The following is a 20238-nucleotide window of genomic DNA, read 5'->3' as shown; positions in this document are numbered from 1 at the left end:
CTGGATCGATCACGACCGATAACAACAGGAGGAGACGCGATGCAGAACAAACCAAGCGGACGGCGCGCCTGGCTCGCCGCGATGGCAGCCGGCGCGGGGTGTGCGCTGGCCATGTGGGGCGGGGCCGCGCAGGCCGCCTATCCCGATCGTCCGATCAAGCTGGTCGTGCCCTACACCCCCGGCGGCTCGACCGACCAGTTCGGCCGCGCGCTGGCCGACGGCATGTCGCGCCAGCTGGGCCAGACCGTGGTGGTGGAAAACCGCCCCGGCGCGGCCACCATGATCGGGACCACCAGCGTGGCGCGTGCGCCCGCAGACGGTTACACCATGGTGCTGGCCACCAACGGCAGCATGGTGCTCAACCCGATGCTGTACAAGAAGATCAACTACGATCCGCCCAAGGACTTCAAGATCTTCAGCATCGGCGCCGAGGTGCCGCTGGTGGTGGTGACCAACAGCAAGGTGCCGGCCAGCAATATCCGCGAGTTCGCGGCCTACGCCAAGGCCGCGGGCGGCAAGCTCAACTATGGCTCGGTCGGCCTGGGCAACGCGCTCCAGCTGGCCACCGAAATGCTCAAGACCGAGCTGGGCATCAGCGTCACCCACGTGCCCTACAACGGCAGCGCCCCGGCGCTGTCGGCGCTGCTGGCCAACGACGTGCAGCTGATGGTGGATGTGGTCAGCACCTCGCTGCCACATATCAAGGCAGGCAAGCTCAAGGCGCTGGCGGTCACCGGCCGCACCCGGCTGGACGTGCTGCCCGACGTGCCGACCGTGGCGGAAGGCGGCTATCCCAACTTCCAGGCCGCCACCTGGTTCGGCCTGGCCGTGCCCGCGCAGACGCCGCCCGATGCGGTGGCCAGGCTGCAGGCCGCCGCTGCCCACGTGCTCAAGGACGCGCAGTTCCGTTCCACCTTCAGCGCGCTGGGCTTGGTCGTGCAGGCCCCGCGCACGCAGGCCGAGATCGACCGATATATCGAAGCCGACCGCGAGCATTGGGGCAAGGTCATCAAGGCCAATAACATTTCGTTGGACTGACTGGAAGTGCGGGAGCCGCCAGGGCCATGGGGTAAGCTACTGCTCGCCCCTGGCCCGGCAGGCCGCCGGTGACTTTCCCGTCACCGCCCGCGCCCAGCAGGAACAACCCGGCCGGGGCGGGCTCCAACCCGGAGCCGTTCATCAGGAGTCCGATTTGAAATTCCCCGTTGCCGGGCTGGCGTTTGCCGGCCTGCTGGGCGCCGCTGCCGGCGCCATTGCCGCGCCCGCTTCCGCCCCTGCCGCCAAACCAGCCCCCGCACCGGCCAAGGCCCAGGCCAAGGTCGAGAACAGCGCGCTGTCGCCGCTGCTGGCCATGCTGGAAATCGGCAACCCGCTGCCGGCCTTGCCGGATTGCGCCGACAAGCGCACGCCCGATGGCCGCGACGTCACCGGATTCTGTGTCGAACTGAAGGGCGATGGCCTGATGCGCCAGGTCGGCGTGCCGCGCGCGCAGCGCCCGTCATTCATGGACGGCCCCTTTGTGCTGGCCTTTGTCGACCGCAATGCGCTGGTCGGCCTGGTAGTGCCGACCGCCGGCGCCAACTCGCAGCAGGCCGCGGCCGACAGCGTCAGCGCGCTGTACGGCAAGCCGTTCCGGCAGGAGCAGGTCGACATGCCCGACAAGGCTGGCAAGAGCGTCAAGACGCTGCACGCCGGCTGGATGCACAAGCCGCTGACGGTTGAGCTCTACGCCATGCCGGAGGACCCCAACACCGGCACCATCGAAATGCTGCTGCCGCAGGCGCGCGTGCTGATGGCGGACAAGGATGCCGAGGTGGACAAGCAGCTCAATCCGGCCTCGGCACCCGCGGCCAAGGGCGGCAAGGCTGCCGCCGCCAAGCCCGCGCCGAAGCCAGCCGCCAAGCCGGAGAAGCCTGGCAGCTGGTAACACCCGCAGCAGGCGGCCTGGCCGCCTGCGCACCTGGCCTCAGAGCCCTTCCATCACCTTGTCCAGCCCCCGCACCACGCCGCGCACGGTGTTGACCTTGCGGATCGCCAGCAGCGCGCCGGCGACATAGGGCGTGGAGCCGTCGCCGGCCTCGTGCTTCAGGTGCAGGCGCTGGCCGTCGGCGCCGAAGATCACTTCCACGCCAAGCTGGTAGCCCGGCAGCCGCACCGCGTGCACCTGCGTGCCCGACATGGTGGCGCCGCGGGTTTCCTTCGGGCCCTTGACCTGGTCGACCGGCACCGCCTGCGCGGCGGCCTTGACCTGGCCGAGCCGGTAGGCCAGCTCGCGCACGGTGCCGGAGGGCACGTCGATCTTGCCGGCCTTGGCGTAGTCGATGATCTCCCAGTGCTCCAGGTGGCGCGCGGCCATCTCGGCAAACTTCTGCAGCAGCACCACCGTGATGGCGAAATTGCCGCAGGCGAGCACGCCGCGGTCGGCCTGGCGCGCGGCCGCGTCGATCTCGGCATAGTCCTCGTCGGTCAGCCCCGAGGTGCCCACCACCACGTGCGCGCCGTGCGCCAGCGCCTGCAGGATGTTGTGCTTGGCGATGCCCGGCTTGGTGTATTCGACATAGACGTCGTAGGGCGTCTCCCCCAGGGCCTCGATGCTGGCGGCCGCCACGCCCGGCGTATCGGCATGGCCGGTCAGCTGCGCCAGAGGTTGCCCGGCGGCGCCGCGCGACAGGCCGGCCACCAGGGTCATGTCGGCCGCATGGGCCACGCCGCGCGCCAGTTCGCCGCCGGCCCAGCCGGTCACGCCGCCCACGGCGACACGGATCGGGTTGTTCATGTTCTGTTTCTCCGCAAAGGCTGATGGGTTTGGCAGCATACCGCGTCAGCCGGCGGCGCGCCGGCGGTCGAGCTTGCGCGCCAGCACGATCGAGGTGGTGGTGTGGTTGACGCCGTCGAGCATGCCGATTTCGTCGAGCAGCCGGTCCAGCCGGTCATGCGTGTCGCAGCGGATCGCCACCAGGTAGTCGACCGGGCCGCTGACGGAATTGACCTCTTCGATCTCGGGCAGGCGCTGCAGCGCGCGCAGGATGGCGGGCGCGGCCTTGGGCTGCACCGACAGGCCGCAGTAGGCCAGGATGGCGTTGTCTTCCATGCGCTGCCCCAGCCGCACGCCGTAGCCGGCGATCACCCCGCTGCGCTCCAGCCGCGCAATGCGCGCGACCACGGTGGTGCGGGCGATACCCAGGTGCCGGGCGAGGTTGGCGGCGCTTTCACGGGCATTGGCCTGCAGCAGCGACAGCAGGTGCCGGTCGGTGGTGTCGAGTTCGGTCATTGCGTCGGGATGATTCGTCGTTTCGTTCGATTATGGCGGTTTTTCGTCGTTATTGCGGCTTCATTGTGTCGCGCGCGCTATCCATACTCCAGTCAACGGGACAACCTTTTCTTGTGGACGGAGACACCATGCAAGCCTCGAACCTGGGCCGGCAGGCCCCGCGTGACCTGCCCAAGGCGACCCGCCCGCTGCACGTGGCGGTACTGGGCGCGGGCAAGATCGGGCGCACCATTGCCACCATGCTGCATGACAGCGGCGACTACCGCGTCAGCGTGGTCGACCATGACGCACGCCGCCTCGACGGCCTGCCGCGCGGCGTGCTGGCGCGCGCCGGCGACCCCACCGAGCCCGGCACCTGCGCCGCGCTGCTGGCCGGCGCCGATGCCGTGCTCAACGCGCTGCCGTTCCATGCCGCGATCAGCGTGGCTTCGGTGGCGGCGCGCCTGGGCGTGCATTACTTCGACCTGACCGAGGACGTGGCCGCGACCCAGGCCATCCGCCAGCTGGCGCAAAGCGCGCGCTCGGTGCTGATGCCGCAGTGCGGGCTGGCGCCGGGCTTTATCGGCGTGGTCGGGCATGACCTGGCGCAGCGCTTCCTGCGCGGCGGGGGGGAACTGCTGGACCTGCAGATGCGGGTCGGCGCGCTGCCGCGCTACCCCAGCAATGCGCTCAAGTACAACCTGACCTGGAGCACCGAGGGACTGATCAACGAGTACTGCAACCCGTGCGAGGCCATCGTCGATGGCCGTCGCGTGGAACTGACGGCGCTGGAGGGGCTGGAAAGCTTTGCGCTGGACGGCATCGAATACGAAGCCTTTAATACATCTGGCGGCCTGGGCACGCTGCCCGAGACGCTGGCCGGCCGCGCGCGCCATGTCGACTACAAGTCCATCCGCTATCCCGGCCATTGCGCGCTGATGAAACTGCTGCTCAACGACCTGCGCCTGCGCGAACGCCGCGAATGGCTGCGCGATATCTTTGATCGCGCCATTCCGGTGACCGACCAGGACGTGGTGATCGTGTTCGCCACCGCCACCGGCTACCCGGCCGGGGGCGAACGCGGGCGCGGGCCGCTGACGCAGGCTTCGTTCTCGGCGCGCATCGGCGGGGTGGATGGCAAGGGTGGCCATGTCAACGCGATCCAGCTGACCACTGCCGCGGGCATCTGCACCGCGCTGGACCTGGTGGCCACCGGCGCGCTGCCGCAATCCGGCTTCGTGCGGCAGGAGTCGATGCCGCTGGACGCCTTCCTTGCCAATCGCTTCGGCCGCCATTACACGCAGCATCCGCTCCAGGAGACCGTCATATGAAAGCGCAAGAGTTCGCTGCCTGCTGGGATTCGCTGGGTCTGCCGCGGCCGTGGCGGGAGGGCACGCCGGCCGGCGCCGTGACGGTCCGCTCGCCGGTCGATGGCGAGGCCATCGGCCATGTCCCGGCCTGCACGCCGGCGCATGCCGATGCGCTGATCGCCCGCGCCCACGCGGCCCAGACCACCTGGGCGCTGCTGCCCGCGCCCGCGCGCGGCGAGATCGTGCGGCGCTTCGGCGAGGTGCTGCGCGAACACAAGCCGGCGCTGGGCCGGCTGGTCTCGCTGGAGTCCGGCAAGATCCTGCAGGAAGGCCTGGGCGAGGTGCAGGAGATGATCGACATCTGCGACTTCGCGGTCGGGCTGTCGCGCCAGCTGCACGGACTGACCATTGCCTCCGAGCGCCCGCAGCATGCGATGCGCGAGACCTGGCATCCGTATGGGCTGTGCGGCGTGATCTCGGCCTTCAACTTCCCGGTGGCGGTGTGGGCGTGGAATGCGGCGCTGGCCCTGGTGTGCGGCAACGGCGTGATCTGGAAACCCTCGGAAAAGGTCTCCCTGTGCGCGCTGGCCGCGCATAGTCTGCTGGAGCGCGTGCTGGCCGCGGCGGCGCCGCAGCACGCCGGCATCTCGGCGGTGCTGCCGGGCGGGCGCATGCTTGGCACCCACCTGGTGTCGCACCCGGCGGTGCGGCTGGTCAGCGCCACCGGCTCGACCCGCATGGGGCGCGAGGTCGGCATTGCCTGCGCCGGGCACTTCAAGCGCAGCATCCTGGAGCTGGGCGGCAACAATGCCGCCATCGTCGCACCCTCGGCCGACATCGAGCTGGCGGTGCGCGCCATCACCTTTGCCGCGGCCGGCACGGCGGGCCAGCGCTGCACCACGCTGCGTCGCTGCTTTATCCACGCCGACCTGATGGACACCATGGCGAGCCGGCTGATCACGGTGTTCGACCGCCTGCCCGTCGGCGACCCGCTCGCCGACGGCACCCTGGTCGGCCCGCTGATCGACACCGCCGCGGGCGATGCCATGGCCAATGCGCTGGCCGCCTGCCGCGCGCAGGGCAATATCGTCACCGGCGGCGAACGGCTGCTGGCCGACCGCTACCCGCATGCCTGTTACGTGCGGCCCGCGCTGGTGATGACCGACGCCCAGCACGACACCATGCTGACCGAGACCTTCGCGCCGATCCTGTACCTGATGCCGTACACCACGCTGGATGAGGCCATCGCGCTGAACAATGCCGCGGCGCACGGGCTATCGTCGTGCATCTTCACGGAATCGATGCGCGAGGCCGAGCGCTTCCTGTCCTCGGCAGGCAGCGACTGCGGCATTGCCAACGTCAACATCGGCACCAGCGGCGCGGAGATCGGCGGCGCCTTCGGCGGGGAAAAGGCAACCGGCGGGGGCCGCGAGTCGGGATCGGATGCGTGGAAGGGCTATATGCGCCGCGCTACCAACACCATCAACTATGGCGATTCGCTGCCGCTGGCGCAGGGGATACGGTTCGAGATCTGATGGCATCCCTGGATGTGTTACAGGGCGCGTAGGGAACGGTAACAAGCCTTACACGCCTTTGACGCCGTATTACGGCTTCTGCCCGTATAACGTCAGCAGGGCAGGCACATGCCCGTTCCGACCCAAGGACGAAAGATGAGAATGCTGACGATTGGACTGGCTGCCGCTGCGGCATCCGTCACCCTGCTGGGCGGCTGCGCCGTCTATCCCACGCCTGCCGGCCCCGCGGTCGGCCCTGCGCCGGTGTACGTGGCGCCCGCGCCGGTGGTGGTGGCGCCGCGGCCGTACTACTACGGTGGCTATGGCTATTACGGGCGGGGCTACCGCCGCTGGTAATGAGCGCGGTTGGCACGACAATGCGGGAGGATGCCGGCGCGTAGAGAGAGGCCGCGCGCCGGCCGCAGTTCAGTTGCCGGCCGCGTCGCCGGCCCTGGGGTTCAGCCCGCCCCAGCTGGGCGCGAGCGTCTGCCCGATCTCCGGCAAATCCACCAGGTCGAGCACGCGCCCGACCGTATGGTCGACCAGTTCGGCAATGCTTTGTGGCTTCTGGTAGAAGCCCGGCACCGGCGGGAACACGATCCCGCCCATTTCCGTCACCGCCGTCATATTGCGCAGGTGCGCAAGGTTCAGCGGCGTTTCCCGCACCATCAGCACCAGCTTGCGCCGCTCCTTGAGCGTGACGTCGGCAGCGCGCGTGATCAGGTTGTCGGACAGGCCGTGCGCAATCGCCGCCAGCGTGCGCATGGAGCAGGGGGCCACCACCATCGCCTGTGCGCGGAACGAGCCGCTGGCGATGGTCGCGCCGATGTCGCGCACGTTGTGCACGACGCCGGCGAGCGCCTCCACCTCGGCACGGCTGATGTCCAGCTCATGCTGCAGGTTCATCACGCCGGCCGGCGAAATCAGCAGATGGGTTTCCACCGAAGGCGCCGCGCGCAGCACCTGCAGCAGGCGCACGCCGTAGATGGCGCCGGTGGCGCCCGTGATGGCGACGATCAGCCGTTTGGGTGTGCCGCCAGTCACGGACATAAAGGAACTCAGCCCTTCAGCAGGGTTTGCAGTTCGCCGTTCTGGTACATCTCCATCATGATGTCCGAGCCGCCGATGAACTCGCCGTTCACGTAGAGCTGCGGGATGGTCGGCCAGTTGGCGTATTCCTTGATGCCCTGGCGGATGCCTTCGTCATCCAGCACGTTGACCGTGGTCGGCGCGTCCACGCCGCAGGCCTTCAGGATCTGGATGGCGCGGCCCGAGAAGCCGCACATCGGGAATTGCGCGGAGCCCTTCATGAACAGGACTACTGGGTTGCCCTTGACGATCTGATCGATCTTTTGCTGCACGTCGCTCATGGTTTGCTTTTCAGTGGGGCGATGCCGTGTCGCGGGCGCCGCCTGGGGAGAATGGGACACCACGCGGCCTGGCCGCGTGGCGGGGATCTGACGGCGATTTTACCGGAATCGCCGCCGGGCTTCAGTGAGCGGCAGTGGTGCCGCCGGGCCGGGCGCCTGGCCAGCGTCCGCCGGTGCAGCGTTCCAGGCCGGCCAGGTCGCGGGCGGTGAAGACCTCGGTGAAACCGGCGGCTTCCAGCAACTGGCGGGTGGCCTGCGCCTGGTCGTAGCCATGCTCCATCAGCAGCCAGCCGCCAGGCAGCAGCCGGGCGCCGGCACCGCCGACGATGACCCGCAGGTCGGACAGGCCGTCGTCGTGGTCGGTCAGCGCATCGATTGGTTCGAAGCGCAGGTCGCCTTCGGTCAGGTGCGGATCGCCCGCGGCGATGTAGGGCGGATTGCTGACGATCAGGTGAAAGCGCAGGCCCGGCGGCAGCGCCGCGTACCAGTCAGACACCAGGAAGTGGATGCGGTCGGCGCCGAGCGCGCTGGCGTTGTCCTGCGCCACCATCAGCGCGCCGGGCGAGATGTCGGTGGCCCAGACTTGCGCATCCCGGCGCTCGCGCGCCAGCGTCACGGCCAGGACGCCCGAGCCTGTGCCCAGGTCCAGCACGTTCGGCTGCGGCACCTCGGCCAGCCGCGCCAGCGAGGCTTCGGCGGCGACCTCGGTATCGGGCCGCGGGATCAGCACATCAGGCGTGACCCGGAACTTGCGGCCGAAGAACTCGCGCTCGCCGATCAGGTAGGCCATCGGCTCGCCCGCCAGCCGCCGCGCCAGCAGCGTGGCAAAGGCGTCGCGCTGGGCGATGGTGAGGGTGTCGGTGTCGCGCGTGATCAGCTGGGTGCGGCTCAGGCCGGTGACATGCGTCAGCAGCATGCGCACTTCCAGGGCAGGCAGCCCGGCCATGGCGGCGAGGGTCTGGGCTTCGCGCAGCGTGGGGGTCGCCGGCAGCGCGGCAGAGTTTGGGGAAGACATCGAAAGGGCGGGGACGGTTCTTTTGCCGGCTACAAAAAACCCCACCGGCGCAAAGGCCTGGCGGGGCTTTGGGGCGGGACTTCCAGCTTGCCGCCAGTGTACCGCTCATCGACAGCGGGCGGCGCAATGCCCCCGCCGGGACGATTACTTATTGACGGCGTCCTTGGCCTTGTCGGCACCCGTGTTGACGGCATCCTTGGCGGCCTGCTTGGCATTTGCCATGGCACTGGCGGCGTCTTCCTTGGCCTTGTCGGCGGCAGCCGAGACGTCGGCCGCAGCACCGCTGGCGGCGGACTTGGCGGCGTCTGCGGCGCTGCTGGCGGCAGCGGCGGCATCGCTCGCGGCGGCCTTGGCGGATTCAGCGGCGCTTTGCATGGCGCTCTCGGCGTTCGAGGCGGCAGGCGGGGCTTCTTCCTTCTTGCTGCACGCGGCCATGGCCGCGGTGATCATCAACAGCGCGAGCAGTTTTTTCATGATTTCGTCCTAGGTATGTTCTCGGGAGTGACTACCCGGCACCATTCTCCGTTTGCCGGTCGAAATCGATTATAGACAGCGGGCTTACCCCTACCAGTGCTGTTTCAAGCATTTACAAGAAATACAAAGATATCGGCGACTTTACGCGGTGTTCGGGGCGGAAGGCCGGCTGCATGACATTTTGTGGTGCTTACGACTCTTCGCCAAGTGCGGCAAGCTGATCAGCCTGGTGTTCTGAGGCCAGCGCCGACAGCAGCTCATCCATGTCGCCGTCCATGATCATGTCGATCTTGTACAGCGTCAGGTTGATGCGGTGGTCGGTGACCCGCCCTTGCGGGAAGTTGTAGGTGCGGATGCGGTCGCTGCGGTCCCCCGAGCCGATCAGGTTGCGCCGCGTGCTGGCCTCCTTGGCCTGGGCGGCGCGCGTCTGCATGTCCTTGATGCGGGCCGCCAGCACCTTCATCGCTTTGTCCTTGTTGCGGTGCTGGCTGCGGTCGTCCTGGCACTCGACCACGATGCCGGTCGGCAGGTGGGTCAGGCGCACCGCGGAATCGGTCTTGTTGACGTGCTGCCCGCCTGCGCCCGAGGCGCGGAAGGTGTCGATGCGCAGGTCGGCCGGGTTGATCTCGACCTCGCCCACTTCATCGGCTTCTGGCATCACCGCGACCGTGCAGGCCGAAGTGTGGATGCGCCCCTGTGCCTCGGTCGCCGGCACGCGCTGCACGCGGTGGCCGCCGGATTCGAACTTCAGCCTGGAAAATGCAGCATCGCCGGCGATGCGCACGATCACTTCCTTGTAGCCCCCCAGGTCTGATTCCGATTCGCTCATCACTTCGACCTGCCAGCGCTGGCGTTCGGCGTAGCGCGTGTACATGCGCAGCAGGTCGCCGGCGAACAGCGCGCTCTCCTCGCCGCCGGTGCCGGCACGGATTTCCAGCAGCAGGTTGCGGTCGTCGTTGGGGTCCTTGGGCAGCAGCAGGCGCTGCAGGCTGGCTTCCAGGGCTTCCAGCCGCGCGCGCGCGCTGGCGATCTCGTCGGCGGCAAAGTCCTTCATCTCCGGATCGTCCAGCAGCGCCTGCGCGGTGGCCAGGTCGTCCTGCGCCTGGCGGTACTGGCCGTACTGCTCGGCCACCGGCGACAACTCGGCATGTTCGCGGCTGAGCTTGCGGTACTGGTCGATCTTCGCGGTCGCGTCTTCGCGCGCGAGCAGGGCGTTGACTTCATCGAGTCGCTCGGCCAGTTGGTCGAGCTTGGCAAGCATGCTGGCTTTCATCGGGTGCGGGGGAAAGAGGTGGGCCAGGGGCCGGGGCTACCCGCGGGCGGGCGGCGGCGTGCCGGCGCGGCAGGGCGCGCGCGGCGCAAGGGCAGAGCGGCTAGCGCTCGGAGTGGCTGCTGTGGCGGAACAGGCCCGGCACCAGGCGCAGCAGCGCCTCGCGGTCCTCGCCCTGGGTGTGGTTCAGTGCGTGGGTGGGGCCATGCAGGAACTTGCGGGTCAGCGCACCGGAGAGGGCCTCCAATACGGCTTCGGGGTCGTCGCCGCGTGCCAGCATGCGGCGCGCGCGTTCCAGTTCAGCCTGGCGGATGGCTTCGCCGCTGGTCTGCAGTTCGCGGATGACCGGCACCACGCTGCGGGTTTCCAGCCAGTGCATGAAGTTCTGCACCCGGCTTTCGATGATGGCCTCGGCCTGCGCCACCGCGGCCTGGCGCATCGCATTGCCTTCACGCACGATCGCGCCGAGATCGTCGACGGTGTACAGGAAGACGTCGTCCAGGCGCGCGACTTCCGGCTCGACGTCGCGCGGCACGGCCAGGTCGACCATCATGATGGGGCGGTGCTTGCGGCGCTTGACCGCGCGCTCCACCGCGCCCAGGCCGATGATCGGCAGCGAGCTGGCGGTGCAGGACACCACGATATCGAACTCATGCAGGCGCTCGCCCAGGTCGGTCAGGCGGATCGCGTTGGCGGTCAGGCCCTGGCCGGAGAGCTGCTCGGCGAGCTTTTCGCCGCGCTCGACGGTGCGGTTGGCCACCACGATCTGGCGCGGCTGCTGCGCGGCGAAGTGCGTGGCGCACAGTTCGATCATCTCGCCCGCGCCGATAAACAGCACGCGCTGGGTCGAGACGCTTTCAAAGATCCGCTGCGCCAGCCGCACCGCGGCCGCGGCCATCGATACCGAATGTGCGCCGATCTCGGTCTGGCCGCGCACTTCCTTGGCCACCGCGAAGGTGCGCTGGAACAGCTGGTTCAGGTACGTGCCCAGCGAGCCGGCCTCGCCGGCGGTGCGCACGGCGTCCTTGAGCTGGCCCAGGATCTGGGTCTCGCCCAGCACCATCGAATCCAGGCCGCTGGCCACGCGGAAGGCATGGCGCACGGCTTCGGACTGCGGCAGCGCGTACAGGTGCGGCGCCAGTTCGCCGGCGGGAACGTTGTGGTGCTGCGACAGCCAGCGCAGGGTGTGCTCGAAACCATCCGTGCCCGGCGTCAGGACGTCGGTCGCGCAGTAGATCTCGGTGCGGTTGCAGGTGGACAGGATGGCGGCTTCGGTGCCGCTGCGCCCCGACAGGTGGGAGCGCAGCGCACCCAGCGCGGGCTTGATCTGCTCGAGCGGAAACGCCACCCGCTCGCGCAGCGAGACGGGTGCCGTTGTGTGATTGATGCCGATCGCGAGCAGTTGCATTTGTAGGGGACGGGTACGGTCCGGAGCGTGGCCGGACCGGATGCCATTATACCGCCGGGATCGCTAATTGCAGGGTGCTGGGCCATCCGGGCCGGGCGGGGGCATGGCAGCGGCCCCGGATTGCAGTATCGTTACGCCGCAGCCCTTGCGGCTGTGATGCTGACAACACAGGAGAAGCGGATGCTGGGCACCTTGATCGTGGGTTTGCTGGTGGGGCTGGCGGCGCGCCGGCTGCATCCGGCAGGGCGCGTGGTGACCCTGCCGGCCGCGCTGGTGCTGGGTGCGGCGGGTGCGGCGGGCGCTTTCTACGGCGGCCGGGCCTTGCACCTGTTTATCGACGGGCAGCTCAGCAGCTGGCTGGCGGTGATCGCCGGCTCGGCGCTGCTGGTGGGGGCCTGGGGCGCGCTGCGGCCGCGCGGGCGGTAAGAACAGAACTGACCGCGGCGGCGGGAATCCGCTCGCCGCTTGACTTCGATCAGAAGCGGACCGGCGTTTGAACAGTGTCGGCTTTGGCTCTTCCCGCCAGCAGCCGGCGCAGCACGCCGCTGGAATAGTGACTGGCCACATCCTTCAGGAATGCCGCGAAGTCCACATGGGCGCTATCGTCGGCCCGGTCCGAAATGGTCCGCATCACGGCATACGGCACGCCGTATTCGTGGCAGACCTGCGCCACCGCGGCGCCTTCCATTTCCACCGCCAGCAATCCGGGCAGCCGCTCACGCAACTCCGTCACCGCCGCCGGTGAGCCGATGAACTGGTCGCCGCTGGCGATCATGCCGTGGTGCAGCGCCGGCGCGGCTACGCCGAATCGTTCCAGCACCTCGCGCGGCACCTCGGCAGGCAGGTCCAGCTGCAGAAATTCGCGCGCGGCGGCTTCCAGCTCGGCGGTCAGCGCCGGGTCGGCCGGGAACTCGGCACGGTCCAGCAGCGGCACTTCATGGCGGCCGAAGAACGGACGTGCGTCGAGGTCATGCTGGATGGTGCGGTCGGCGATGACGATGTCGCCGACATTGGTGCCGGCGCCAATGCCCCCGGCCAGCCCGGTGAAGACGATCTGCGTCGCGCCGAACTCGCGGATCAGGGTGACCGTGGTCGCCGACGCCGCCACCTTGCCCATGCGCGCCAGCACCAGCACGCACGGCTGCCCGAGCAGCTGGCCGGCATAGTAGTCGCGCATGCCGATGGTACGCACCGTGGCGCGGCTGTCGTCATGGCGCATGGCGGCCACCAGGCCATCGACTTCATCATGGATGGCGGCAAGGATTCCGAGAGTCATGGAGCGGGCGCAGGACGAAAAAACCACAGCATACCGGCCCGCGCAGGCCGGGCATAGATCAGAGCGCGACCGCAACGCACCCTCCCACGGAACAGGTGCGGCCCCCGCGCCGCTTTGCTAAAGTCCCCGTCATCTCAGCACGTAAGGACACTTACATGCAAGGCACACCCACCGTAGCCACCGGCGAACGGCGCGCCATCCGCCGGGCACTGGCCGACTGGCGCGCACTGGGGCGCCTGGACGCGGCCGGCGTCCCTGCGCCGTGGGCGCGCACCGAGCCCGTCGCCACCGACTGGCGCCGCTGGCTGGACACGGCGCTGATGGCGCTGGGCACCGCGCTGCTGTGCGCGGGCGTGATCGTGTTCTTCGCCTTCAACTGGCAGGATCTCCACAAGTTTTCCAAGTTCGGCCTGCTGGCCGGCGCGCTCACGCTGCTCGCCGCATTTGCCTGGCTGCGCCCGGCTGGCGACACCGCGGGCCGGGCCGCGCTGGGCGGCGCGCAGGTCGTCGCCGGCGTGCTGCTCGCGGTGATCGGGCAGACCTACCAGACCGGCGCCGACGCCTGGCAGCTGTTTGCGCTATGGGCGTTGTTGGCGGTGCCCTGGGCGCTGGCGGCGCGCGCCGCACCGCACTGGTGGCTGGTGATCGTGGTCGGCAACGTGGCGTTGCTGCGCTACTTCAGCATCCGCTTCGGTGTCGAAGGCGTGTTCGCGCTGTTGTTCGATACCCGCCATATGCGCACCGCCACGCTGGCGCTGCTGGGCGCGGTGGTACTGCAACTGGTGCTGTGGCAGCTGCTGTGCGCCCGCGCGCCGGCGCTGGGCTTCCGTGGGCAGACCGGCAGCCGCATGCTGGCCGCGCTGGCCTGCGTGCACGCAGGCTCGCTGGGGCTGGCCAGCCTGCTGGACAGCCATTTCGACGGTGCAGCATTCGCGCTGGCCTTGGTGGTACTAGCCGCCCTGGTCTGGTGGTTCCGCCAGCGTGCCTTCGACATCATGGTGCTGAGCCTGGCCTGCCTGACCGGCATCGTGCTGGCGGTGGCCGGCATTGCCAAGGTGCTGTTCGAGGGCAAGGACGATTTCGGCGCCTTCCTGCTGCTCGGGCTGGTAACCATCGGCCTTGCCGCCGGCGCGGCCACCTGGCTGATGCGTGCCTGGCGCGGCCAACTGGAGCAGGCATGACGACCGAACGGCAGACCGGGCAACGGCTCTGGCAGGACCTCGCCGCACGCGGCGAGGTACAGGGCGAGCGGCCCGACCATACCCACACCCCCTGGGCCGTGCGCTGCCTGATGGGCGCGGCGGGCTGGCTTGGTGCCTTGTTCTTCCAGCTCTTCCTGGTCGGCACGGTCTTCGTCGCCGCGCGCGAGAACGGCATCGCCATGGCGGTGACCGGCCTGGCCATGATCGCGCTGGCCGCGCTGCTGTACTGGCGTGGTGGCGGCATTGCCGCGGGGCAGTTCGCGCTGGCCGTGAGCCTGAGCGGGCAGGGCATGGCCGTGTTCGGGCTGGTCGAGGCCCTGGGCTTCACGCGCGTCACCGAGAGCGCAGGCTTCTGGGCCGGGCTGGCGCTGTTCGAGGCCGCGCTCGCCTTGCTGGTCCCGAACCGGCTGCACCGGCTGCTGTGCGCGGTGGGCGCATGGATCGGGCTGGCAGGCGCCGTGCATCTCGTCCTGGCCGGCAGCGAGCCGGACGACTGGCTGTTGCTGACGTGGTCCCTCGGCTGGCTGGTGCCGCTCGGCTGCGCGCTGGTGACGGGTTTCGCGCTGGCCGAAGCACGCCTGTGCGCGGCCGGCCGCCACACGCTGCTGGAACCGCTGGCCGACGCGACGCTGCTGTTCACGCTGGCCGTCGCACTGGTCGTCACCGGCATGAGCCATCCGCTGGCCTGGCTGGGCGGCCCGGAAGCCGGACGCATCCCGCTCGCGCACTGGGTCGCGGGCGGGCTGGCCACAGTGGTGCTGGCCGGCTTCGCGCTCGTCGAATGCCGCCGGCTGGCGCTCAGCCCCGCCCTGCAGGGCGCCGTCCTTGCCGGCGTGGCGGCCTTCGGCGCGCTGATGGCGGCCGCGCCCGCGGTCGTGGCAGGAGTTCTCGCGCTCGGCCTGGCGCTGCGCCGCGCGTCGATGCCGTGGCTGGGCCTGGGCATCGCCAGCATCGCTGTCGGCTTTATCTGGTACTACAGCGCGCTGCACTGGGCCCTTGTGGCCAAGTCCGCCACGCTCGCCGTGGCCGGCGCACTGTTGCTGGCCGGCCGCTACTGGCTGCTGCGCACCCGCACCGGCAAGGAGGCCGCATGAAACGCTGGATCCTGATTGCCTGGGCCCTGACGCTGGCACTCGCCGCCGCCGGCATCGCCGGCAAGGAGCGCCTGCTGGCACGCGGCGATACCGTCTACCTCAAGCTCGCCCCGGTCGACCCGCGCTCGCTGATGCAGGGCGACTACATGGCGCTGAACTTTGACATCGGCAACCAGATCCGCACCGCTCAGACGCAGGACGACCGGCCATCCCGCGACGGCGTGGCCGTGATCCGCCGCGATGAACAGGGCGTGGCCAGCTTTGTGCGCGTACACGGCGGCGAGCCGCTGGCGGCAGGGGAGCAGTTGCTGCGCTACCAGGTCGCCCGCTCGCGCTGGGGCGGCACGCAGGTGCAGGTGTCGACCGATGCGTATTTCTTCCAGGAGGGGCAGGGCGAGCGGTTTGCACAGGCGCAGTATGGGGAATTTCGCGTAGGGGCGGACGGGCAGGCGCTGCTGCTGGGGTTGCGGGGGAAGGGGATGGAGAGGTTGTGAGGCGAAAGTGATAATCGCCCGGCCCAAAGAAAAAAGCCACCGCATGCGGTACCGCATGCGGTGGCTTTTTCATGACGTCTGGCGGTCTTAGACGTTGAACAGGAAGTTCATCACATCCCCATCCTTCACCACATACTCCTTGCCTTCCGCCCGCATCTTGCCGGCTTCCTTCGCGCCGGTCTCACCCTTGAAGCTGATGAAGTCTTCATAGGCGATGGTCTGCGCGCGGATAAAGCCGCGTTCGAAGTCGGTGTGGATCACGCCGGCTGCCTTGGGGGCGGTGTCGCCGACGTGGATGGTCCAGGCGCGCACTTCCTTGACGCCGGCGGTGAAGTAGGTCTGCAGGCCGAGCAGCTTGAAGCCGGCACGGATCACACGGTCCAGGCCGGGTTCTTCCATGCCCAGGTCGGCCAGGAATTCGGCCTTGTCGGCGTCGTCCAGGTCGGCGATCTCGGCTTCGATGGCGGCGCAGACGGACACCACGGGGGAATTGGTCAGCTTGGCGTGCTCGCGCACGGCGTCCAGGTGCGGGTTGTTCTCGAAGCCGTCTTCACGCACGTTGGCGACGTACATGGTCGGCTTGGCGGTGATCAGGCAGAACGGCCGGATGGCTTCCCACTCTTCGGGCGCCAGGTCCAGGGTGCGCACGGCCTTGGCCTGGTCCAGCACGGCTTGCGCCTTTTCCAGCACGGCGACCAGGCGCAGGGCTTCCTTGTCGCCGGCGCGGGCCGGCTTGATGTAGCGGGCCAGGGCCTTCTCGACGGTGGCCAGGTCGGCCAGCGCGAGTTCGGTGTTGATCACTTCGATGTCCGACAGCGGGTCCACCTTGCCGGCCACGTGGATCACGTTATCGTCCTCGAAGCAGCGCACCACGTGGGTGATGGCGTCGCATTCGCGGATATTGGCCAGGAACTGGTTGCCCAGGCCTTCACCCTTGGAGGCGCCCGCCACCAGGCCGGCGATATCGACGAACTCGACCGTGGCCGGCAGCACGCGCTCCGGCTTGACGATCTCCGCCAGCTTGGCGAGCCTCGGATCCGGCACTTCGACCACGCCCACATTGGGTTCGATGGTGCAGAACGGGTAGTTTTCGGCGGCGATGCCGGCCTTGGTCAGGGCATTGAACAGCGTGGACTTGCCGACGTTGGGCAGGCCGACGATGCCGCATTGGAGGCTCATGGTAGAAGGCGGGAAATTGCAAAACCCGTATTCTAGCGGATGGGGGCCTCGCCATCGGCCGGCTTGAGCCGGCGTGGGGCGGGGCCAGGAGTGACGTGGCTATAATCCAGCCATGACCCGATCCCACGCGTCCGCGCGCCCGTCTGCGCGCAACTCCTCCGCTTTCCAGGTTGCTGTCGTCGGCGGCGGCATCGTCGGCAAGTCCTGCGCGCTGCTGCTGGCCCAGCAGGGCATGGACGTGGCGCTGGTCGCGCCCAGGCCGCCCCGCGCCAGCGGCCGCACGGCGGCGGGGCCGGATGACTGGGACAGCCGCATCTACGCCTTCTCGGCCAGCTCGCAGGCGCTGCTGGAGCGCATGCGGGTGTGGGAGGCGCTGGACCCGGCGCGGATCCAGCCGGTGCGCGACATGCGCGTGTTCGGCGATGTCAGCGCGGCCGAGACCTCGCCCAGCCTGGACGGGGACCTGCATTTCTCGGCCTACGCGGCCGCGGTACCGCAGCTGGCGTGGATCATCGAATCCAGCCACGTCGAGCGCGCGCTCGACACGGCGCTGGGCTTCCAGCACCAGGTGACCTGGCACGACGCCACGGCGAGCGCGTTCGAGCGCGATCCTGACGGCGTCACGCTGACCCTGGGCAATGGCGAGAAGCTGCGCACGGCCTGCGTGGTCGGTGCCGACGGCGCGCGCTCCTGGCTGCGCCAGCAATGCCACATCGGCGTCAGCACGCGCAAGTACCGCCAGCTGGGCGTGGTCGCCAATTTCGCCTGCGAGCGCCCGCACCAGGAAACCGCGTGGCAGTGGTTCCTGGGCGCGCCCGAAAAGCTGATGGCCGACGAGGAACCCGCCAACGGAGAAGTGCTGGCGATACTGCCGCTGCCGGACAACCATGTGTCGATGGTCTGGGCCGCCGAAGACGCCCACGCGCGCGAGCTGCTGGCGCTGTCGCCCGAGGCGCTCGCCGCCACGGTGATGCAGGGCGCCAGCGGCGCGGTCGGCGCGCAGTTCGGCGCGCTGCGCTGCGTGACCCCGGCGCAGGGCTTCCCGCTGGTGCTGCAGCGTGCCGACCAGTTCGTGCAGCCGCACGTGGCGCTGGTGGGCGACGCCGCCCACGTGTTGCATCCGCTGGCCGGCCAGGGCATGAACCTGGGCCTGCGCGATGTCGCGGAACTTGGCCGCGTGATGGCCGACAAAGAACCTTTCCGCAGCGAGGGCGACCTGCGCTTGCTGCGCCGCTACGAGCGCGCCCGCGCCACCGATTTGCTTGCGCTGACCGCGGCCACCGACGGGCTGCACCGGTTGTTCTCGTTGCCGGGCGGCGTCGCGCGCGTGGTGCGCAACACCGGCATGCGCGCGGTCGGCGGCCAGTCCTTGCTCAAGCGCTTCCTGATCGCGCGCGCGCTTGGCTGACCGCGGCCGCACCAACGTTCCGATCCCTTTACCGAATACTCTGGAGTCCACATGTTCCCATTCCTGCGCCGCCGCCCCGCCATGAGCGCCGCGATCACCGCCATCGCCGGCGGGCTGGCCGCGGCGGGCTTCGCGCTGCATGCCATGGCCGCGGGCGAGCCCGGCACCGACCGCATCAAGGAGTCGCTGCAGAAGATGGTGGGCGGCCGTGCGGAGGTGAAGAGCGTGAGCAAGACCCCGGTGCCGGGCCTGTTCGAGGCCAATATCGGCGGGCAGGTGGTCTACACCGACGCATCGGGCCGCTACATCCTGAACGGCGAGATGATCGACACCCGCACCGGCACCAACCTGACCGAGGAGCGGCTGGCCGAGATCAACCGCATCAAGTGGTCGGACCTGCCGCTGGCGCGCGCGATCAAGTGGACCAAGGGCGATGGCAGCCGCCAGGTGGCGGTGTTCTCCGACCCCAACTGCGGCTATTGCAAGCGCATCGAGCAAACCTTCCAGCAAATGGACAACATCACCGTGTACACCTTCCTGTACCCGGTGCTGTCGCCGGATTCCGAAACCAAGGCCAAGCAGGTCTGGTGCGCGTCCGACCGCACCAAGGCCTGGCGCGACTGGATGCTCAAGCAGGTGGCGCTGACCGGCAACGGCAGCTGCAAGACCCCGCTGGAAGAGAACCTGGCATTGGGCCACAGCATGAACGTGACCGGCACTCCGGCGGTGTTCTTCACCGACGGCACCCGCATCCCCGGCGCGGCAGACGTCGCCACGCTGGAACGCAAGCTCGCCAGCATCAAGAAATAAGCGCGCGCCGGACCTGTACCGGCCCGATCGACGGCCGGACTTGTCCGGCCGTTCTGCTTTCTGCCTATCCCCTTATCCCATGCGATCGCCGACAGGCGACAAAGGAGACACCATGACCTTCCAGGCATTGCTGCTGACCCAGGCCGACGGCGCCACCCAGGCCAGTATCGCCACGCTCGACGACGCGCAACTGCCCGCCGACGGCGACGTGCTGGTTGCCGTCGACTACTCCACCATCAACTTCAAGGACGGACTGGCGATCACCGGCCGCTCGCCGGTGGTGCGCAAGTGGCCGATGGTGGCGGGCATCGACGGCGCCGGCACGGTGCTGGAATCCGCGCACCCGCGCTGGAAGGCTGGCGACAAGGTAGTGCTCAACGGCTACGGCGTGGGCGAGACGCATTGGGGCTGCCTGGCGCAGCGCGCGCGCCTGAAGGGCGACTGGCTGGTGCGCCTGCCCGACGCCTTCACCACGCGCCAGGCCATGGCGATCGGCACCGCGGGCTATACCGCGATGCTGTCGGTGCTGGCGCTGGAGCGCGGCGGCGTCAACGGCCCGGTGCGCCCCGGCGATGGCGAGGTGCTGGTGACCGGCGCCTCGGGCGGAGTGGGGACGGTGGCGATCTCGCTGCTGAGCAAGCTCGGCTACAAGGTGGTGGCCTCGACCGGCAAGACCCGGGAGGCGGATTTCCTGAAGGCGCTGGGCGCCGATGATGTGATCGACCGTGCTGAGCTGGGCGTACCCGGCAAGCCGCTGCAAAAGGAGCGCTGGGCCGCGGTGGTCGACTCGGTCGGCTCGCACACGCTGGTCAATGCCTGCGCCCAGGTGCGCTACGGCGGCGTGGTGACGGCGTGCGGGCTGGCGCAGGGCCTGGACTTCCCGGGGTCGGTGGCGCCGTTCATCCTGCGCGGCATCACCTTGCACGGCATCGACAGCGTGATGGCGGCGATGCCGCTGCGCGAGCAGGCCTGGCAGCGCCTGGCCGGCGACCTGGAGCCGGACCGGCTCAATGCGCTGACGCGCGAGATCGGCCTGGGCGATGCGATCGAGGCGGGCCGCAAGATCATGGAAGGCGGCATGCGCGGGCGCGTGGTGGTGGATGTGAATCGCGGCTGATCGCGCACCGTCGCCCTGATGCACCACCGCGTAGGCGCTGCATCCGT

The 20238-nt window shown here is 69.1% G+C and carries 22 protein-coding genes; 12 read left to right on the top strand and 10 right to left on the bottom strand.

Annotated features, from left to right (window positions below; all coding sequences use genetic code 11):
• Window positions 1-39: 39 nt before the first annotated feature.
• Together AC3WLE_RS24015 and AC3WLE_RS24010 are read left to right on the top strand one after the other, a co-directional pair.
• Window positions 40-1038, top strand: a complete 999-nt coding sequence (locus AC3WLE_RS24015; RefSeq protein WP_010809870.1) for a Bug family tripartite tricarboxylate transporter substrate binding protein — start codon at window positions 40-42, stop codon at window positions 1036-1038.
• Between the two features lie 154 nt (window positions 1039-1192).
• Window positions 1193-1927 (top strand): hypothetical protein, encoded by a 735-nt coding sequence (locus AC3WLE_RS24010; RefSeq protein WP_492321478.1) that lies wholly within the window; start codon window positions 1193-1195, stop codon window positions 1925-1927.
• A 39-nt stretch (window positions 1928-1966) separates the two neighbouring features.
• On the opposite strand, the gene dapB is transcribed toward AC3WLE_RS24010, so the two are convergent.
• Window positions 1967-2776 (bottom strand): 4-hydroxy-tetrahydrodipicolinate reductase, encoded by an 810-nt coding sequence (gene dapB, locus AC3WLE_RS24005; RefSeq protein WP_492321477.1) that lies wholly within the window; start codon window positions 2774-2776, stop codon window positions 1967-1969.
• 45 nt (window positions 2777-2821) lie between these two features.
• Window positions 2822-3271, bottom strand: a complete 450-nt coding sequence (locus AC3WLE_RS24000) for an Lrp/AsnC family transcriptional regulator (protein ID WP_010809873.1) — start codon at window positions 3269-3271, stop codon at window positions 2822-2824.
• Window positions 3272-3399: 128 nt separating this feature from the next.
• Between AC3WLE_RS24000 and AC3WLE_RS23995 the strand changes: the two genes are divergently transcribed.
• From AC3WLE_RS23995 to AC3WLE_RS23985, 3 genes are all read left to right on the top strand, one after another.
• Window positions 3400-4581, top strand: coding sequence for a saccharopine dehydrogenase family protein (locus tag AC3WLE_RS23995; RefSeq protein WP_492321476.1), 1182 nt, complete (start codon window positions 3400-3402; stop codon window positions 4579-4581).
• Window positions 4578-6095: an L-piperidine-6-carboxylate dehydrogenase gene (amaB, locus tag AC3WLE_RS23990; RefSeq protein WP_492357560.1), complete on the top strand. Its 1518-nt coding sequence runs from the start codon at window positions 4578-4580 to the stop codon at window positions 6093-6095. The genes AC3WLE_RS23995 and amaB overlap by 4 nt, the downstream gene beginning before the upstream one ends.
• A 141-nt stretch (window positions 6096-6236) precedes the next feature.
• Entirely contained in the window at window positions 6237-6431 is a 195-nt protein-coding gene (locus AC3WLE_RS23985) for a hypothetical protein (protein ID WP_029048349.1), read from the top strand.
• Between the two features lie 69 nt (window positions 6432-6500).
• Here the strand turns inward: AC3WLE_RS23985 and AC3WLE_RS23980 are convergent, their stop codons facing one another.
• The 6 genes from AC3WLE_RS23980 to hemA all read right to left on the bottom strand — a co-directional run bounded on the left by AC3WLE_RS23980 (window position 6501) and on the right by hemA (window position 11611).
• Window positions 6501-7124 carry a UbiX family flavin prenyltransferase gene (locus AC3WLE_RS23980; RefSeq protein WP_492353212.1) on the bottom strand — a complete coding sequence of 208 codons (624 nt, stop codon included), beginning with the start codon at window positions 7122-7124 and terminating at the stop codon, window positions 6501-6503.
• An 8-nt stretch (window positions 7125-7132) separates the two neighbouring features.
• Window positions 7133-7444 (bottom strand): Grx4 family monothiol glutaredoxin, encoded by a 312-nt coding sequence (gene grxD, locus AC3WLE_RS23975; protein WP_035819727.1) that lies wholly within the window; start codon window positions 7442-7444, stop codon window positions 7133-7135.
• 121 nt (window positions 7445-7565) lie between these two features.
• On the bottom strand, window positions 7566-8459 hold the full coding sequence (prmC, locus tag AC3WLE_RS23970) for a peptide chain release factor N(5)-glutamine methyltransferase (protein ID WP_492357559.1): 894 nt from the start codon (window positions 8457-8459) through the stop codon (window positions 7566-7568).
• A 144-nt stretch (window positions 8460-8603) separates the two neighbouring features.
• Window positions 8604-8933: a hypothetical protein gene (locus AC3WLE_RS23965; RefSeq protein ID WP_492353210.1), complete on the bottom strand. Its 330-nt coding sequence runs from the start codon at window positions 8931-8933 to the stop codon at window positions 8604-8606.
• Between the two features lie 190 nt (window positions 8934-9123).
• On the bottom strand, window positions 9124-10206 hold the full coding sequence (prfA, locus tag AC3WLE_RS23960) for a peptide chain release factor 1 (protein ID WP_010809881.1): 1083 nt from the start codon (window positions 10204-10206) through the stop codon (window positions 9124-9126).
• A 100-nt stretch (window positions 10207-10306) separates the two neighbouring features.
• Window positions 10307-11611 carry a glutamyl-tRNA reductase gene (gene hemA / locus AC3WLE_RS23955; RefSeq protein ID WP_010809882.1) on the bottom strand — a complete coding sequence of 435 codons (1305 nt, stop codon included), beginning with the start codon at window positions 11609-11611 and terminating at the stop codon, window positions 10307-10309.
• Between the two features lie 180 nt (window positions 11612-11791).
• On the opposite strand from hemA, the gene AC3WLE_RS23950 reads away from it, so the two are divergent.
• Complete coding sequence (locus AC3WLE_RS23950) at window positions 11792-12037, top strand: hypothetical protein (RefSeq protein WP_010809883.1); 246 nt, start codon at window positions 11792-11794, stop codon at window positions 12035-12037.
• A 49-nt stretch (window positions 12038-12086) separates the two neighbouring features.
• On the opposite strand, the gene AC3WLE_RS23945 is transcribed toward AC3WLE_RS23950, so the two are convergent.
• A complete protein-coding gene (locus tag AC3WLE_RS23945; protein WP_010809884.1) occupies window positions 12087-12887 on the bottom strand; it encodes a 5'-methylthioadenosine/adenosylhomocysteine nucleosidase in 801 nt (266 codons plus the stop codon).
• Window positions 12888-13042: 155 nt separating this feature from the next.
• On the opposite strand from AC3WLE_RS23945, the gene AC3WLE_RS23940 reads away from it, so the two are divergent.
• Genes AC3WLE_RS23940 through AC3WLE_RS23930 form a run of 3 tightly spaced genes read left to right on the top strand, consistent with a single transcriptional unit; the run spans window position 13043 to window position 15677 of the window.
• A complete protein-coding gene (locus AC3WLE_RS23940; RefSeq protein WP_492357527.1) occupies window positions 13043-14068 on the top strand; it encodes a DUF2157 domain-containing protein in 1026 nt (341 codons plus the stop codon).
• Window positions 14065-15183 (top strand): DUF4401 domain-containing protein, encoded by a 1119-nt coding sequence (locus AC3WLE_RS23935; protein ID WP_492357528.1) that lies wholly within the window; start codon window positions 14065-14067, stop codon window positions 15181-15183. The genes AC3WLE_RS23940 and AC3WLE_RS23935 overlap by 4 nt, the downstream gene beginning before the upstream one ends.
• On the top strand, window positions 15180-15677 hold the full coding sequence (locus AC3WLE_RS23930; RefSeq protein WP_492321469.1) for a GDYXXLXY domain-containing protein: 498 nt from the start codon (window positions 15180-15182) through the stop codon (window positions 15675-15677). The genes AC3WLE_RS23935 and AC3WLE_RS23930 overlap by 4 nt, the downstream gene beginning before the upstream one ends.
• A gap of 87 nt (window positions 15678-15764) precedes the next feature.
• On the opposite strand, the gene ychF is transcribed toward AC3WLE_RS23930, so the two are convergent.
• On the bottom strand, window positions 15765-16856 hold the full coding sequence (gene ychF / locus AC3WLE_RS23925) for a redox-regulated ATPase YchF (protein ID WP_492321461.1): 1092 nt from the start codon (window positions 16854-16856) through the stop codon (window positions 15765-15767).
• A gap of 112 nt (window positions 16857-16968) precedes the next feature.
• On the opposite strand from ychF, the gene AC3WLE_RS23920 reads away from it, so the two are divergent.
• From AC3WLE_RS23920 to acuI, 3 genes are all read left to right on the top strand, one after another.
• Window positions 16969-18264 (top strand): UbiH/UbiF family hydroxylase, encoded by a 1296-nt coding sequence (locus tag AC3WLE_RS23920; protein WP_492321460.1) that lies wholly within the window; start codon window positions 16969-16971, stop codon window positions 18262-18264.
• 51 nt (window positions 18265-18315) lie between these two features.
• Window positions 18316-19074 carry a DsbC family protein gene (locus AC3WLE_RS23915; RefSeq protein ID WP_011616111.1) on the top strand — a complete coding sequence of 253 codons (759 nt, stop codon included), beginning with the start codon at window positions 18316-18318 and terminating at the stop codon, window positions 19072-19074.
• A gap of 112 nt (window positions 19075-19186) precedes the next feature.
• Entirely contained in the window at window positions 19187-20191 is a 1005-nt protein-coding gene (acuI, locus tag AC3WLE_RS23910) for an acrylyl-CoA reductase (NADPH) (RefSeq protein ID WP_492321459.1), read from the top strand.
• Window positions 20192-20238: the final 47 nt, after the last annotated feature.

This window comes from Cupriavidus sp. FW306-1B-F12B (assembly GCF_058781795.1).
Note: the sequence above shows the minus strand (reverse complement) of the source record. Positions and strands in the feature narration are given on the sequence as shown.

What these genes read in the sequence shown, in the direction of transcription:
- AC3WLE_RS24015 (WP_010809870.1), top strand. Translation starts at nt 40, where the DNA reads ATGCAGAACAAACCAAGCGGACGGCGCGCCTGGCTCGCCGCGATGGCA.
- dapB (WP_492321477.1), bottom strand. Translation starts at nt 2,776, where the DNA reads ATGAACAACCCGATCCGTGTCGCCGTGGGCGGCGTGACCGGCTGGGCC.
- AC3WLE_RS24000 (WP_010809873.1), bottom strand. Translation starts at nt 3,271, where the DNA reads ATGACCGAACTCGACACCACCGACCGGCACCTGCTGTCGCTGCTGCAG.
- AC3WLE_RS23995 (WP_492321476.1), top strand. Translation starts at nt 3,400, where the DNA reads ATGCAAGCCTCGAACCTGGGCCGGCAGGCCCCGCGTGACCTGCCCAAG.
- amaB (WP_492357560.1), top strand. Translation starts at nt 4,578, where the DNA reads ATGAAAGCGCAAGAGTTCGCTGCCTGCTGGGATTCGCTGGGTCTGCCG.
- AC3WLE_RS23985 (WP_029048349.1), top strand. Translation starts at nt 6,237, where the DNA reads ATGCTGACGATTGGACTGGCTGCCGCTGCGGCATCCGTCACCCTGCTG.
- AC3WLE_RS23980 (WP_492353212.1), bottom strand. Translation starts at nt 7,124, where the DNA reads ATGTCCGTGACTGGCGGCACACCCAAACGGCTGATCGTCGCCATCACG.
- grxD (WP_035819727.1), bottom strand. Translation starts at nt 7,444, where the DNA reads ATGAGCGACGTGCAGCAAAAGATCGATCAGATCGTCAAGGGCAACCCA.
- prmC (WP_492357559.1), bottom strand. Translation starts at nt 8,459, where the DNA reads ATGTCTTCCCCAAACTCTGCCGCGCTGCCGGCGACCCCCACGCTGCGC.
- AC3WLE_RS23965 (WP_492353210.1), bottom strand. Translation starts at nt 8,933, where the DNA reads ATGAAAAAACTGCTCGCGCTGTTGATGATCACCGCGGCCATGGCCGCG.
- prfA (WP_010809881.1), bottom strand. Translation starts at nt 10,206, where the DNA reads ATGAAAGCCAGCATGCTTGCCAAGCTCGACCAACTGGCCGAGCGACTC.
- hemA (WP_010809882.1), bottom strand. Translation starts at nt 11,611, where the DNA reads ATGCAACTGCTCGCGATCGGCATCAATCACACAACGGCACCCGTCTCG.
- AC3WLE_RS23950 (WP_010809883.1), top strand. Translation starts at nt 11,792, where the DNA reads ATGCTGGGCACCTTGATCGTGGGTTTGCTGGTGGGGCTGGCGGCGCGC.
- AC3WLE_RS23945 (WP_010809884.1), bottom strand. Translation starts at nt 12,887, where the DNA reads ATGACTCTCGGAATCCTTGCCGCCATCCATGATGAAGTCGATGGCCTG.
- AC3WLE_RS23940 (WP_492357527.1), top strand. Translation starts at nt 13,043, where the DNA reads ATGCAAGGCACACCCACCGTAGCCACCGGCGAACGGCGCGCCATCCGC.
- AC3WLE_RS23935 (WP_492357528.1), top strand. Translation starts at nt 14,065, where the DNA reads ATGACGACCGAACGGCAGACCGGGCAACGGCTCTGGCAGGACCTCGCC.
- AC3WLE_RS23930 (WP_492321469.1), top strand. Translation starts at nt 15,180, where the DNA reads ATGAAACGCTGGATCCTGATTGCCTGGGCCCTGACGCTGGCACTCGCC.
- ychF (WP_492321461.1), bottom strand. Translation starts at nt 16,856, where the DNA reads ATGAGCCTCCAATGCGGCATCGTCGGCCTGCCCAACGTCGGCAAGTCC.
- AC3WLE_RS23920 (WP_492321460.1), top strand. Translation starts at nt 16,969, where the DNA reads ATGACCCGATCCCACGCGTCCGCGCGCCCGTCTGCGCGCAACTCCTCC.
- AC3WLE_RS23915 (WP_011616111.1), top strand. Translation starts at nt 18,316, where the DNA reads ATGTTCCCATTCCTGCGCCGCCGCCCCGCCATGAGCGCCGCGATCACC.
- acuI (WP_492321459.1), top strand. Translation starts at nt 19,187, where the DNA reads ATGACCTTCCAGGCATTGCTGCTGACCCAGGCCGACGGCGCCACCCAG.